This is a genomic window from Bacteroidia bacterium (assembly GCA_016218155.1).
Classification (GTDB): domain Bacteria; phylum Bacteroidota; class Bacteroidia; order Bacteroidales; family GWA2-32-17; genus GWA2-32-17.
The window spans coordinates 13911-28687 of the sequence record JACREQ010000008.1; the positions used below are offsets into that span (position 1 = coordinate 13911).

The window sequence follows — 14777 nt, forward strand, 5'->3', positions numbered from 1 at the left end:
AAAATTATACTTTTATGGTTGAAATATTATGAAAGTATATATTTATAAATTATTTATTACAATTCTGTTTACTTTGCCTTATTTATTTGTAACTGGGCAGGTAAACAAAACAGGTATTCCTTTCTTTAGAAATTTTTCTCCAAAAGAATATAAAGCACACAATCAAAACTGGGCAGTTGTTCGCGATAAAAGAGGAATTATTTATTTTGGAAATAATGATAATGGAGTTTTAGAATATGATGGAAAATCCTGGGCAAAAATCCCTGTTCCAAACAATTCAATTGTCCGGTGTTTAGCTGTTGACTCAAACAATACAGTATATGTTGGTGCTGTTGGGGAGTTTGGAAAACTTCAGGCTGATGCATCAGGAAAAATTGTATATAAATCTTTAAGTAGTCAACTTGATACATCAAAAATAAAATTCAGTAATATCTGGAAAACATATGTAAACAAAAAGAACGAGGTATATTTTTGCTCTAATAAATACATATTCCTTTACAATCAGAAATCAAAAATAGATACAATCGGCTTAGCCGACGGCTGTTTCTGGAGTTTTTATATTGACGGAACACTTTATATCGGGAACTGGAAAGTAGGTTTACTAAAGCTTTCAGGAAAAAAAGTTGAACTTGCTAAAGGCGGTGATTATTTTATTGATAAAGACATTCTTAATATTTTACCATATAAACGGGGACAATTAATAGTTTACACTTATGATGGGTTAATTATTTATAACACTTTAGATGGTACCGTGTCACAACCTGAAAACAATGCCCAGTTTGAAAAAACAAGTAATTTTTTAAGAGATAATATTGCATATACAGGTACATGCATAAATGACAATTTATATGCTTGGGGAACAATTAATGCCGGTTTAGCAATATCTGAAAAGAAAGGTAAATTAATCGAAAACTATACAGATTCTACAGGCGTACAATCAAAAACCTTTAGTGATATTTATTATTGTAACGACCAGGGCGTATTATGGGCAACACTTGGTAATGGTATTTCTAAATTTGAGTTCAACAGTCCTTTCAGATATTTCTCAACTGAGTCTAAATTAGCCGGTACTGTATATGACATTATAAGATATAATGGTGTTTTATATATCGGCACTGAATTAGGATTATATAAATTAGAATATAATAAAAATGGATTCCCTGTATTCACAACTATCCCAAAGTTCAAAGGGCAATCTATTAACTCTATGAAATTAATGAACATTGACGGGAAAGAGCACCTAATTATCGGAACCAGCTGGTATCTTTCAGAGATTTTTAACAATCAGGTTTTTAATTATACAAGTACTAATAAAGATACAAAAGACGAGTACATTCAAACTTTATATGTATCTAAATTTAATAAAAACACAGTATATCTTGGAGAAGAAAAAGGTCTTAAAATAGCTACTTATATTAACGGTAAATTTAAAATTGTTCAACACGAAAAAATCACAAATGAAATAAGATGGTTAGCAGAAGATAACGAAGGTGATTTATGGGCATGCAGTTTAATTAACGGTGTTTATAGATTAGCAAAAGACGGATCAGTAACAAATTTCACAACAAACGACGGACTACCTGTAATGAATGATATTTTTGTTACAAATACTGTTAATGGAATTGTATTTGGAACAGCTCATGGGTTCTATATTTATGATAAAAAACAAAATAGATTTATTCCAAGCGACCAATTTGGTAACAATTTAAATAAAAATAAGCGAAAAATAATTTCATTTTTTCCTGGATTTAACAACCAGATATGGATGAATATTGATAACAGAGTTTATAAATTCAGCAAACATTATAACGAATATAAAGCTGACACGCTTCCATTCAGACGTTTACCACAAATGACTGTTCAGGTAATATATTCAGAACCAGATGGGCTCACATGGATAGGTGGATCTGAAGGTTTATTTTGTTATGATAATCTTTTTAAAAGAAAATACAACATAAACTATAATACACTTATTAGATCGGTTATTGTAAATTCTGACTCTACTCTTTTCAATGGAACAAATTACAATTTATTTATAAATGGTAATGATAGCTCAAGAATACCCTGTTTAATTCAACCAAACGAACTAAAACCTATACTGGCATATAAATTCAACAATCTTACATTCTCATTTTCTGCTCCTTATTTTGAGGATGAAAACAATATTAAGTATAGCTATTTTCTTGAAGGATTCAGTGAAAAATGGTCTACATGGTCAACTGAAACAAAAAAGGAGTTTACAAATCTATACGAAGGAAAATACATTTTCAGAGTAAAGGCACAAAACATATATGCAATAGAAAGTACCATTGCTGAATTTGAATTTGAGATATTACCTCCATGGTGGAGAACAACATGGGCATATGTCGGGTATGTTGTTATAGGTATTTTTATTTTATTATTTTCCATAAAATTTTATACCAGAAAACTTGAAGCTGACAAAAAACGATTAGAAGGTATTGTTGTTGAAAGAACAGCAGAAATCGTAAAACAAAAAGACGAGATTCTTGATAAAAATAAAGAAATTGAATTAATAAATAAAGACATTACAGCAAGTATAAGATATGCTAAACGAATTCAGGAAGCTTTGTTACCAACAGAAGGCACAATAAATACTCCTGGACTTGAATTTTTTATTTATTTTAAACCAAAAGATATTGTATCCGGAGATTTTTACTTCCTTAAAAAAATTGAGCGCTCAAATATACTTATTGCTGCTGCAGCCGATTGTACAGGTCATGGTGTGCCAGGAGCATTTATGAGTATGCTTGGCATTTCCTTCCTTAACGAAATTATAACAAAGCCTGAAGTAACTCATTCAGATGATGTTCTAAACCATTTGCGGGAATCCATTATTGAGTCGTTAAACCAATCGGGACGTGAAGGTGAGACAAAAGACGGAATGGATATTAACCTCATTGCATATGATTATAACACTAGGAAACTTGAATTTAGCGGAGCTAATAATCCTTTATATTTAGTCAGAAACGGAGAGCTTGCTGAATACAAAGGCGATAAAATGCCTATTGGGCTTCACGACAAAATGCATATACCTTTTGCAAGAACTGAACTTGATATGCAAAATGGAGATGTTATTTACCTTTTCTCTGACGGTTTTGCAGATCAGTTTGGTGGAGATAAAGGCAGAAAATATATGTATAAAAAATTCAAAGAATTTTTAGTTGAAATTTATCAGAAACCAATGGAAGAACAGCGCAGTATTCTTGAAAAAGAAGCATTAGACTGGCGTGGAGAAATGGAGCAAATTGACGACCATATTGTAATGGGAATTAAGTTCAATTTATAATTAACATTTTACTTTAATTTTTATTTATGGAAATGATTATCACTTTTGACGGTGCCAAAAAAGTTATTGCAAATTATAACGGACATACAATTAATACAGACCAATCTATCTCATCAGGTGGCAACAACAGTGCTTCAACTCCATTTGATTTATTTCTTGCTTCTTTAGGAACTTGTACAGGAATAGTTGTTAAATCCTTTTGTGATAAAAGAGATATTTCTACAAACGGACTAAAACTTATTCAAAATATGGAGTATGATAACACTTCACACTTAGTATCTAAAATAAATATTGAAATACAATTACCAGTAGATTTTCCAGAAAAATATAAAGAAGCTCTAATTAATTCTGCTGAACTTTGTACTGTAAAACGTCACTTAATACAGCCACCACAAATAAATATTTGCACAAAATAATTTAGTATTCATTAAAAATAAAGTGAACTAAATTTCAATTTATTTTGCTCATAAACTAAAGCAGGAAAAGGAACTTTAAGACAATTTAAAGCCTTAAAAACTGATTTTAAAACTTTACTTTTTACTTTAATCTGAGTTAAATCTGCATCAAGCGACAAATAATACTGGCAATAACGATCAGGTGGAGGAATTACTGCCTCTATGGTTATATCATTATTATCATTACCTCCAAGCATAGATTCACCACTATAACCTAAAGAAATATTTAACCAACCCGGCATTTTATTAATTCCGGTAATTGATTTTAAATTACAAGAAAGCCAGTAAGTTTGTCCGTTATAATCTTTTATAACAGATTGAAAATCATTTTCGCCAAGCGCATCTGGTCTATATACAGGCCAATTTGTTGGGTGGTATGAAAATTTTAAACGACAAATTTGTTTCTTAAATAATAATTCCTGACTTGCATAAAGTACACTCCCACCAAAATTAGCAGATAAATCACTTAACGAAGCCCCCCATTTCGAAGAATAGCCATCAAAGACTTCAATACCCGACATTGCAATAAAAGCAATACCTGATCCTATAACAACAGATTTATTATGTCTAAAACCACTCCATTCAAATCCACTTATCAATGCCGAACTCAAATAATATGTAGAATAAGCATGACCAGATTTATCCATTTGAAGCCATTCCTTACTATCATTAAAAAAATGAAACGAACTATGAGAATAATTCTTATACCATAGCTCATTTAACATTAACATAGTTCCTGTGTATGTTACTGCTGTAACTCCAGAGAAAAAATACAACCTCTTTTTATTTAACAGAGTGTCGTTCTGGGAGACAACTATACTATTAAAAAAAAATAAAATAACAATTAAACAACAAAGAGTTTTTCTCACATTATAAAAACAAATAGGGTATGAAGTTAATCATACCCTAAAATTAAACAAAAAAATTCACTACGGTTGTTTAGAATTTTTATCTTCTCTAATAACTACTCCAAAAATAAAAAGTACTACAACAGAAGCAATAAAAATAACAAATAATGATAATAATGTCTTTTGCATTACCTTTTCAATTGAAATAATATCCCAAATTGATAATAAACCAAGTACGGTCAATGCTAGTACCATTGCAACTAAGGCATAAGAAGCAATTTTTTTTAACATAAAATTATTTTTTAAGTTTTATGAATTTTAAATGCGATATTAAATCTTCAAGATTATTAAAAACCAAAGTATTGTTTTGATTACTTAACTTCCATAAACTTAATTTCTCATTTTCATCGATTATAACGTTTAAACTTTCAGATTTGTTACTTACTACATTAAAACCAATTCTTTTTAATGCATTTGAAGTTACATTAAAAAGAGAGCTATTCCCTGATAATCCAATATTTAAAGAATATTTTTCTATAAAAGTTAAATTTCCTGAATTTTTATCAATATGTAAAAAATCAGAATCAAATTCATTTGCCAAATCCCCGTCAAAAATTACTTGTTCGGGAATTTTACTAATCATTTTTTCAGAAGAAATAAGCCATATTTTATCAGCAAGGTGTAATGCTAAAGATAAATCATGAGTTGAAAAAATTATAGTTTTACCAAACTTTAAAGTAAGTGATTTTAGCAGATTAAGAATTTCGACTTTATTTTTAATATCCAGAAATGCAGTAGGCTCATCAAATAAAATAACCTTAGTATCCTGAGCAAGTGTTCTGGCAATAACAGCTCTCTGGCGCTCACCATCACTCAAACAATTCATCTGCTCATTTCGTTTTGATGCTATACCTGTTTCCTCAATAGCTAAATTAACAATGTGCATATCTTCAGCACTAAGTTTTCCAAAAAAATTAGAATATGGGAATCTGCCTAATGTTACAAACTCATTAACTGAAGTATATGCAACTTTTAAGAGTTCCGTAGTAGCTATTGATAATGACTTTGCAAAATCCAATCTATTTGCTTTCATTGGCGACAAGTCACAAATATTTAACTCACCGCTTTTACTTGGATGTAATCCTGCAATGGTTCTTAGAAGAGTAGTTTTTCCTGAGCCATTTGATCCTATTAATGCTATTAGCTCTCCTGATTTTGCTTCAAAATTTAATGCAAATGATGGAATTGTTTTAAATTTTTTTCCGGTTTTATATCCAGTAACCAGATCTTTTGCAGATATAGTAGTTTTGATATTTGTTGTCATAACCACATTTTTTTACCTTTTAAGACTATCCACAATACAATAGGAACACCTAACAGCGATGTTGTTGAATTTATAGGAAGAACAAAACCTGATCCGGGTATTTGAGTAAGAATATCTGCTGTTAGAAGCATTGCAATTCCAACAATTCCGCTAAACGGAATTAAAAAACGATGATCAGATGTTTTTGAAATCATCCTGGCAATATGAGGAGCTGCAATACCTACAAATGCAAGAGGTCCGCAAAAAGCTGTTATACTACCTGCTAAAAGTGTAGTTGATATTAACAATATATTTCTAACTCTTGAAATATTTACTCCTGAAGCTCTCGCATTTTCATCGCCTAATAACCATACATTTAATGGATATGCAAGAAATAAAGAAATTACTACTCCAATTAAAACCACAACGGACATTAGTTCAAGCTGCGGCCATGTTGTACTTCCAAGACTACCCATTGTCCATATCACAAATAGCTTAAGAGATTGATCAGAACCTGCAAACTGAAAAACATTTATAATTGCACCAGCAGCAGAACCCAATAACATTCCGGTTATAAGTAATGTCATAACATCTCTTATTTTTAATGAAACTGCAAATATCAGCAACATAAATAAACCAGAACCGATACAAGCAGCAAGGATAGTTCCGCCACTTCCCATTAACTCAACAAAGTTCAACCCAAATGCTGAGAAACCCATAACCATAAAAGCTACACCAAGTCCAGCACCAGAACTTACCCCAAGAACATATGGTCCTGCAAGTGGATTACGAAACAAAGTTTGCATTAACAAACCACTTACAGACAAAGACAATCCGGCTACAATTGCTGTTAACACTCTTGGTAAACGAATATCAAAAAAAATTGTCGAAAAATTATCATTTGAACTACCACAATTATAAAATAATTTTAACACCTCACTAATACTAATCCTTACAGGACCATTAATCAAATCAATAAATACAAGTATTATGACAATTATTATTGAAACAATTAGTATAAAAGCTTTGTTATTTTTTTTTAATAAATTCATTTATTCAAGCTTTTTATAATAATGAATTTTATAATCAGGAAATGCTTTTGGATGAAAAATTTTAACAATATCCTTTAATATTATATGTGGATTTACAACCCCTGATTCCCAATAATCGTTACCACCAAAAGAATTACTTATTGCTATATTGTTATAAACTGTTTTATTTTTAAATGATTTTAATTGAGAAAGTCGTGAATCAGTTACATTTATTTCATTTAATGAAGTTGCCGAACCTGAATTTATCCAGAAATCAGCTTTAGAAACTTTATCAAACACCAATTCAAGATTTAATGGAAAGCTTTCTTTAGAGTTATTATCTTTCCATATATAATCAGCCCCTGCATCGCTTATAAGACATGAAAGATTACTCTTCCCACCTGCAATGTACCATGTATCTTTCCATGGTAATCCAGCATATACCTTTGGTTTTTCTAAATATTTCGATGCAATATTCTTTATATTGTTATAATTACTATCAATAACAGAAAATAACGAATCTGAATTTTGTTTCATATTAAATAGTATACCAAAAAACTTTATCCATTCTGCTTTTGCTAAAGGAGTTTCCTCTAAATATTCTGCAACAAAAACTACAGGTAATCCAAGCTCTTCAAGCTTTGTTACATATCCCACATTTTTACTTTCTACACCATAAGCAATAATAACATCAGGTTTTAAAGATAATATTAGTTCATAATTCAAACTCTGTTCATAACCAACATCTACAATTTTACCTTGTTTTATTAAAAGTTGAGTTAGACTATCATAAACGAACTGTGCTCCTGAAACACCAATAATATTCATTTGTTTATTTAGTGCAGTAATAAAACCTATATGTGATGTTGAAAGACAGATAACTCGTTTTACAGGTATATTAATAAAATCATTCTTTTTACTTTTATTAATTGAAAACAAATAATTAAACGATTTATCTTTTGCAGATTGCCATGGATTATAAACCCTAACAGCAATTACAGAATCTGATATTGAAAAATCCAAATGCTTTGCATACTTTAACTTTATCTTAAAGGAATCAATAAAGTAATCTTTATTCTGATTTATTATATTTTGTGGTTCACAAGAAATTAAAACAGTTATAACAAATAAGAATAATATTCGCCATAAATAAATATATAACATAGCGAAATATTATTTCTTAGTTTCAGTATAGAAAATTGTTTTTGAAATGGACTGACCATTTTTAAAATAATAAACCCCTCCCCAACTATGTGTTACCTCTCTAAATTCTGAAGCAAGACCACCTTTATTTACAATAACTCTTTTTATTTTTTTAGAAGCATCTTCGTATTTTTCTTCAGTTACTCCTTCTGGGTATTTTTTTGATAATTCAGAAAGAAATTTTTCAACAACTGCTTTATTTGTATAATCTATTTCTTCAAGTTTTTTATTACTATTCTTTGCTTCCTCAATCTGTTTTTGCTTTTCAGCCTCTAATTTCTGCTGTTCTGTTAAGTTCTGCTCTTTTAATAAATTTTGGCATTCAAAAATTTTCTGTTTAGGATAATTTTCATTTGGTTTAACTGAAGATGCAGTTTTATAACTGGCAATAGCTGATGGATACTCCTTTTTGCCAAAAAACTCGTCAGCTTTTGAAATCGCATCATCGTATGCTTTATCTTTTATTTTCTGCTCCTCATCTTTCTTTTTATTTTGAGCTAATAAATTTTCAATTTCAGCAATTTTTGATTTAGGATAACTTTCATCAGGTTTTAAATTGGAAGCCTTTTGATAGTTAGATTTTGCATTTTCATAACTTTTTGAGGTAAACTCCTGATCAGCTTTTGTAATGAAAACTTTATAAGATTCTTCTTTTGCTTTTTGAGCTGCATCAGCCTCTGCCTTGGCTTTTGCTTCAGCATCAGCCTTAGCTTTTGCTTCTGCTTCTAATTTTGCCTTTGCTTCAGCATCAGCTTTTGCTTTTGCCTCGGCTTCTAGTTTTGCCTTGGCTTCAGCATCTGCTTTTTCTTTGGCAGCTTTTGCTAATGCGTCGGCTTTTGCCTTTGCTTCGGCATCAGCTTTAGCTTTGGCTTCAGCTTCTAACTTTGCTTTAGCTTCGGCATCAGCCTTTTCTTTTGCAGCCTTTGCTAATGCGTCGGCTTTTGCTTTTGCTTCTGCATCGGCTTTAGCTTTGGCTTCAGCTTCTAGTTTTGCCTTAGCTTCAGCATCTGCTTTTTCTTTGGCTGCTTTTGCTAATGCGTCGGCTTTTGCCTTTGCTTCGGCATCAGCTTTAGCTTTGGCTTCAGCTTCTAATTTTGCTTTAGCTTCTGCATCTGCCTTTGCTTTGGCCTCGGCTTCTAATTTTGCTTTGGCTTCAGCTTCAGCTTTTTCTTTCGCAGCTTTTGCTAATGCATCAGCTTTTGCCTTTGCTTCAGCGTCGGCTTTCGCTTTGGCTTCTGCTTCTAATTTTGCCTTTGCTTCAGCATCCGCTTTTGCTTTTGCCTCAGCTTCTAGTTTTGCCTTGGCTTCAGCATCCGCTTTTTCTTTTGCAGCTTTAGCTAATGCGTCGGCTTTTGCCTTTGCTTCGGCATCAGCCTTAGCTTTGGCTTCAGCTTCTAGTTTTGCTTTAGCTTCTGCATCTGCTTTTTCTTTTGCTGCTTTTGCTAATGCGTCGGCTTTTGCCTTTGCTTCTGCATCAGCTTTTGCTTTGGCTTCAGCTTCTAATTTTGCTTTAGCTTCTGCATCTGCCTTTTCTTTTGCAGCTTTAGCTAATGCGTCGGCTTTTGCCTTTGCATCAGCTTCGGCTTTCGCTTTGGCTTCTGCTTCTAATTTTGCCTTTGCTTCAGCATCAGCTTTTGCTTTTGCCTCGGCTTCTAGTTTTGCCTTGGCTTCAGCATCTGCTTTTTCTTTGGCTGCTTTTGCTAATGCATCGGCTTTTGCCTTTGCTTCTGCATCAGCTTTGGCTTTGGCTTCAGCTTCTAATTTTGCTTTAGCTTCTGCATCAGCCTTTTCTTTTGCAGCCTTTGCTAATGCGTCGGCTTTTGCTTTTGCTTCTGCATCGGCCTTTGCTTTTGCTTCTGCTTCTAGTTTTGCTTTAGCTTCAGCATCTGCTTTTTCTTTGGCTGCTTTCGCTAATGCATCAGCCTTGGCTTTAGCTTCGGCATCGGCTTTAGCCTTTGCCTCAGCTTCTAGTTTTGCCTTTGCTTCGGCATCTGCTTTTTCTTTGGCTGCTTTTGCTAACGCGTCGGCTTTAGCTTTTGCTTCTGCATCGGCCTTTGCTTTTGCATCTGCTTCGGCCTTAGCTTTTGCTTCCGCTTCTAATTTTGCTTTTGCTTCAGCTTCAGCTTTTTCCTTTGCTAGTTTATCTGCCAATAATTTATCAATATCAGAAATCTTTGTTTTGGGATATTGTTCTGTTGGTTTTATTGCTAATGCATCATTATAACCCTTCTTTGCATCATCATATTTTTGCATTGCTAAAGAAGCGTCAGCTTTTGTTATAGCTGCTTTATACGAATCCTCTTTTGCTTTTGCTTCGGCATCAGCTTTCTCTTTTGCAGCTTTTGCTTCGGCATCGGCTTTTTCTTTGGCAGATTTATCTGCTAATAATTTATCTATTTCAGCAATTTTTGTTTTTGGATATTGTTCGGTAGATTTTATCGCTAATGCATCATTATATCCTTTTTTAGCTTCATCGTATTTTTTTCCTGCTAAGAAAGCGTCTGCTTTTGCTATTGCTGCTTTATATGAATCATCTTTTAATTTTGCTTCGGCATCAGCTTTCTCTTTTGCAGCTTTTGCTTCGGCATCGGCTTTTTCCTTGGCAGATTTATCCGCTAATAATTTATCTATTTCAGCAATTTTTGTTTTTGGATATTGCTCGGTTGGTTTTATAGCTAATGCATCGTTATAAGATTTTTTAGCCTCATCATACTTTTGACCATTTAAAGAGGCATCACCTTTTGCTATAGCAGCTTTGTATTGATCATCCTTTGCCTTCTGATCCGCCTCGTTTTTTTGTTCGGCAAGTATTTTATCTATTTCAGCAATTTTTGTTTTTGGATATTGTTCGGTTGGTTTTATTCCAGAGGCCTTTTTATAATTTTCTTTTGCAGCTACATAGCTTTTAGTATTAAAACCCTGATCTGCATCAGCAATTAATTTAGTGTATTGACTATCATTTCCCTGTTTATTTGCAATTAACTTTTCACATTCCATAATTCTCTTATCGGGATAATCACTGTATGGATCAGCATCAATAGCTTTTTCGTAATATGTTATAGCCTCTTCATATTTCTCAGTTTTAAAAAGTTCATCTGCTTTTGTTATAATCTGTTGATAAGATTGTTTTTTAAGTGCATCTATCTGATTAGTAATCTTATCAATTTCCTTTCTCATTACATCAGTATAAGCTACGTCATAATCAAAAGCATCTGCATCTTCATTATAATTGATTTTCGTAACAGGCTTACTTAAAGTAGAGACATCAATACCCGGAAATGATTCAAATAACTCAACAGTGAATGAATATTTATAAATTAAATCCTTTTCAGGTGCATTTGTATCAAAAAGTACCTTTTTTGTTACATAACCGGTTGATACAACTTCTACAATATACTGCTTGTCAATATCAAACTTAAAATTAAATTTTCCATCTGCTGTAGTTTTCTTTGAATCAATTTTAGAGTTGTTTAAATATATATTAACATCGGCAGTTATAATTTTTTTACCACCTTTTACTTTTCCTACTACTTCAAGATATCCTTTTGGTCCTTGAGCATATGAAAAATTGGAGATATAGATAAAGAATGCAACAAAGAGAGTAAACAGAGTTTTCGGGTTGCAAAATTGTCGTACAAACTTAACTAACAGCATATTATTTTTAATTCAAACGATTATTTTTAAAATTTAAATATACAAAAAAGATAGAGTCTAAAAAACATAGGTCATATAAAACAAAAAAGCCATTAACAGTCAAAATATATGCCTAAACAATCTCTTTAAATTTATCTAAAATATTTGCAGGTGGCCTGCAAGGCTTTCCTGTAATTGAATTAACAAATATTAAAGTAGTACTAGCCTTGTTTATTATCTGGTTATCTTTATTATACAATTCGTAATCGAAAATTATTTTACTACCGGCTATGTCTTTAATTATTGTATTTATTTTAATTATATCATCATAAAATGCAGGCTTAATATAAGTACATTCTAAATGAACAACTGGCATCTGAATACCATTTTCCTCCATATCACGATAAACAATTCCATGTTTTCTCATTAAATCGGTTCTGGCTACCTCAAGGTATAATGGATAGGTACCATAGTAAACTACTCCCATTTTATCTGTTTCACCATATCTAACTCTAATTTCAGTAATGTACGAAAGCATAAATAATTATTTTAAAGGTGAATCTGGCTCTTTAGCCATACTATTATAGATAACTTTATCCATTAAAGATGGCAATAATTTATATAATAATACAACCATCTTTCCCTGTGAAGTAAGTACAATAGTTCTTTTTCGTTTTTCTATTCCTTTTGCAATATAAAATGCAACTTTTTCTGCAGTCATTAATTTCTCCTCGGCTCTTGGTGTTTCACCCTGTTGACTACCATCTGCAACTAATGCGGTTTTTCTGATATTTGATGCAGTAAATCCAGGTGCAGCAATCATTACGTGTAATCCCTTTTTAATATTTTCAACTCTTAATGTTTGTAAAAAACCATGAATTGCAAATTTTGATGAAGAATACCCTGACCTGGCTGGAAGTGGAGCAAAACCAGCAATAGAAGAAACTGCAACTACGCTTCCTTTTGCTTTTAATAGCCATGGCAAAGCAAATTTTGTACAGTATACCGTTCCCCAAAAATTTGTATCCATTAATCTTTTAAGAACATTTAAATCAAGATCCTCAAAAATTGCACGCATCGAAATTCCGGCATTATTAATTAAAACATCTATCTGATTAAAATGTTCAATTGCTTTATCAATTATTAATTTACAATCTTCTTCTTTTGCAACATCTGCAATAACCGAAACAACTTCACAATTTGACTTAATTAGTTCTTTTTTTACTTCGTCAAGGTTTTCTACATTTCTTGCAGCAATTACAATTCTATAATCACGTTTTGCAAACTCAAATGCTAAAGCCTTTCCTATTCCTGATGAAGCGCCAGTAATTATGACTACACGTTTGCTCATTTATAATTTCATTTTTTACAAAGATAACTGTTCATTTGATAAAGAAAAATAAAGATTTTTAAAATGATTATACTTGAAAATATGATGATTATAAAAGATATTGAAAATATTTTAAAGTTTTTCTCATATGTTTTTGCATATTTTGCAAAATGATTATAGCTTTGCACTCTCTTTTAAAAAGGGTATCGATTCAGTAGCTCAGTAGGTAGAGCACATCCCTTTTAAGGATGGGGTCCTGGGTCCGAATCCCAGCTGGATCACGAAAAGCTGCTTATCAAAGCAGCTTTTTTTATTTCATAGTTAGTTGAAAATGCAACCACAATTTCTCATTCGGAACAGGTGCATTTATTGTAAGTTTTTGCTGCGAAACAGGATGAACAAATGAAATTTCTCTTGAATGAAGACTTATACTTCCATCTGGATTTGAACGATTAAAACCATATTTCAAATCGCCCTTAATTGAACAACCTATTGCCGATAACTGTGCACGAATTTGGTGGTGACGACCGGTAATAAGCTCAATCTCCAATAAAAAATATCTTTCGGATTTTGCAATTACTTTATAATTTAATTCAGCCAGCTTACTTCCGGTTACTTCTTTTTTAAATGCTGAGGACATATTTTTTTGTTCATTTCTGCGAATAAAATGAACTAGCTTACCTTCATCAGATTCCGGTTTATTTGCTGTTATAGCCCAATAAGTCTTCTTAAATTTATGATCTTGCATCATTTGATTTAATCTGGAAAGTGCCTTAGCAGATTTTGCCATTAAAACCAATCCACTAACAGGTCTGTCAATTCTATGAGTAACACCTAAGAAAACATTTCCTTCTTTGTTATATTTTACTTTTAAAAATTGCTTTACAGATTCTTCCAACGACTCACCACCAGATTTATCGGGTTGTACAAGCTCTCCTGCCTTTTTATTAATTGCTATTAAATGATTGTCTTCATAAAGAATATCTGAATTTGAAATTGGCATTTTTTTATTTTTTAATTATAAGCAATTAACAAAGATGTAACTAAATACAAAGTTATTGAAATTATAATAATATGCATAAATAAAAAAGCTCAACTGTTTTATTTGTTATTAAACATCATGTCAATAATTAAGAAAGAATCCGGAAAAAAAATAAATATCTTTGAGAAATTTTTCTGACATGCTTAAAAAAAGTATATATAGCTTTATCTTAATTATCCTGATTGTTTTTTCAATAAGTTGTAACAAATCAAACGAATCTACATTAAACATTACTTATACTAAGAAAGGATTATCATTCGACAAAGTTTTTGTATTGCAATGGAAAGATACACTAAAAGACAATTTAATTACTTTGGATTCTACAGCTGAAATGCAGTTTATAGGAACAAGAGGTTTTAACTTAGTTGATGGTAAAGCATATGTTGGTGCATCAATGAGTGTTATTGACTCCACAGGTGCAATACTTTTTAGAAATGATGATTTGTTTATGGATTACGATACTATTGGCTTCGACACTATTCTGGTAAGTGATTGCATTGGTATATTAATTGAAACCAGTCATCCGATGATTAAAGGGGGAACATATAAATGGTGTACTAAAATATGGGACAAAAAAGGTAATGGTGAAATTAATACAGAGCTATTAATAAAAATGAAATAATCC

General features: G+C 31.7%; 12 protein-coding genes and 1 tRNA gene. 4 read left to right on the forward strand and 9 right to left on the reverse strand.

Annotated features, from left to right (window positions below; translation table 11 throughout):
• Positions 1–28 precede the first annotated feature (28 nt).
• Positions 29–3307 (forward strand): SpoIIE family protein phosphatase, encoded by a 3279-nt coding sequence (locus HY951_00765; protein ID MBI5538563.1) that lies wholly within the window; start codon positions 29–31, stop codon positions 3305–3307.
• A 26-nt stretch (positions 3308–3333) separates the two neighbouring features.
• Positions 3334–3723 (forward strand): OsmC family protein, encoded by a 390-nt coding sequence (locus HY951_00770; GenBank protein MBI5538564.1) that lies wholly within the window; start codon positions 3334–3336, stop codon positions 3721–3723.
• Positions 3724–3734: 11 nt separating this feature from the next.
• Here the strand turns inward: HY951_00770 and HY951_00775 are convergent, their stop codons facing one another.
• From HY951_00775 to HY951_00810, 8 genes are all read right to left on the reverse strand, one after another.
• Positions 3735–4538, reverse strand: a complete 804-nt coding sequence (locus tag HY951_00775) for a DUF2279 domain-containing protein (GenBank protein ID MBI5538565.1) — start codon at positions 4536–4538, stop codon at positions 3735–3737.
• 153 nt (positions 4539–4691) lie between these two features.
• Positions 4692–4901 carry a hypothetical protein gene (locus tag HY951_00780; protein ID MBI5538566.1) on the reverse strand — a complete coding sequence of 70 codons (210 nt, stop codon included), beginning with the start codon at positions 4899–4901 and terminating at the stop codon, positions 4692–4694.
• A 4-nt stretch (positions 4902–4905) separates the two neighbouring features.
• A complete protein-coding gene (locus HY951_00785) occupies positions 4906–5934 on the reverse strand; it encodes an ABC transporter ATP-binding protein (protein MBI5538567.1) in 1029 nt (342 codons plus the stop codon).
• The gene (locus tag HY951_00790; GenBank protein MBI5538568.1) at positions 5931–6965 is read right to left on the reverse strand and encodes an iron ABC transporter permease; all 1035 of its coding nucleotides are present in this window, start codon (positions 6963–6965) and stop codon (positions 5931–5933) included. The genes HY951_00785 and HY951_00790 overlap by 4 nt, the downstream gene beginning before the upstream one ends.
• On the reverse strand, positions 6966–8108 hold the full coding sequence (locus HY951_00795) for an ABC transporter substrate-binding protein (GenBank protein ID MBI5538569.1): 1143 nt from the start codon (positions 8106–8108) through the stop codon (positions 6966–6968).
• 9 nt (positions 8109–8117) lie between these two features.
• Entirely contained in the window at positions 8118–11801 is a 3684-nt protein-coding gene (locus tag HY951_00800) for a hypothetical protein (GenBank protein MBI5538570.1), read from the reverse strand.
• Between the two features lie 112 nt (positions 11802–11913).
• Complete coding sequence (locus tag HY951_00805) at positions 11914–12318, reverse strand: acyl-CoA thioesterase (protein MBI5538571.1); 405 nt, start codon at positions 12316–12318, stop codon at positions 11914–11916.
• A gap of 6 nt (positions 12319–12324) precedes the next feature.
• Entirely contained in the window at positions 12325–13131 is an 807-nt protein-coding gene (locus tag HY951_00810; GenBank protein ID MBI5538572.1) for an SDR family oxidoreductase, read from the reverse strand.
• A gap of 187 nt (positions 13132–13318) precedes the next feature.
• On the opposite strand from HY951_00810, the gene HY951_00815 reads away from it, so the two are divergent.
• Positions 13319–13391: transfer RNA gene (locus tag HY951_00815), tRNA-Lys, on the forward strand.
• Positions 13392–13420: 29 nt separating this feature from the next.
• Here the strand turns inward: HY951_00815 and HY951_00820 are convergent.
• Positions 13421–14113 carry an RluA family pseudouridine synthase gene (locus tag HY951_00820; protein ID MBI5538573.1) on the reverse strand — a complete coding sequence of 231 codons (693 nt, stop codon included), beginning with the start codon at positions 14111–14113 and terminating at the stop codon, positions 13421–13423.
• A 160-nt stretch (positions 14114–14273) separates the two neighbouring features.
• On the opposite strand from HY951_00820, the gene HY951_00825 reads away from it, so the two are divergent.
• Complete coding sequence (locus tag HY951_00825; GenBank protein ID MBI5538574.1) at positions 14274–14774, forward strand: hypothetical protein; 501 nt, start codon at positions 14274–14276, stop codon at positions 14772–14774.
• Positions 14775–14777 lie beyond the last annotated feature (3 nt).

Coding starts and splice junctions, on each gene's coding strand:
- HY951_00765 (MBI5538563.1), top strand. CDS start 29: ATGAAAGTATATATTTATAAATTATTTATTACAATTCTGTTTACTTTG.
- HY951_00770 (MBI5538564.1), top strand. CDS start 3,334: ATGGAAATGATTATCACTTTTGACGGTGCCAAAAAAGTTATTGCAAAT.
- HY951_00780 (MBI5538566.1), bottom strand. CDS start 4,901: ATGTTAAAAAAAATTGCTTCTTATGCCTTAGTTGCAATGGTACTAGCA.
- HY951_00785 (MBI5538567.1), bottom strand. CDS start 5,934: ATGACAACAAATATCAAAACTACTATATCTGCAAAAGATCTGGTTACT.
- HY951_00790 (MBI5538568.1), bottom strand. CDS start 6,965: ATGAATTTATTAAAAAAAAATAACAAAGCTTTTATACTAATTGTTTCA.
- HY951_00795 (MBI5538569.1), bottom strand. CDS start 8,108: ATGTTATATATTTATTTATGGCGAATATTATTCTTATTTGTTATAACT.
- HY951_00800 (MBI5538570.1), bottom strand. CDS start 11,801: ATGCTGTTAGTTAAGTTTGTACGACAATTTTGCAACCCGAAAACTCTG.
- HY951_00805 (MBI5538571.1), bottom strand. CDS start 12,318: ATGCTTTCGTACATTACTGAAATTAGAGTTAGATATGGTGAAACAGAT.
- HY951_00810 (MBI5538572.1), bottom strand. CDS start 13,131: ATGAGCAAACGTGTAGTCATAATTACTGGCGCTTCATCAGGAATAGGA.
- HY951_00820 (MBI5538573.1), bottom strand. CDS start 14,113: ATGCCAATTTCAAATTCAGATATTCTTTATGAAGACAATCATTTAATA.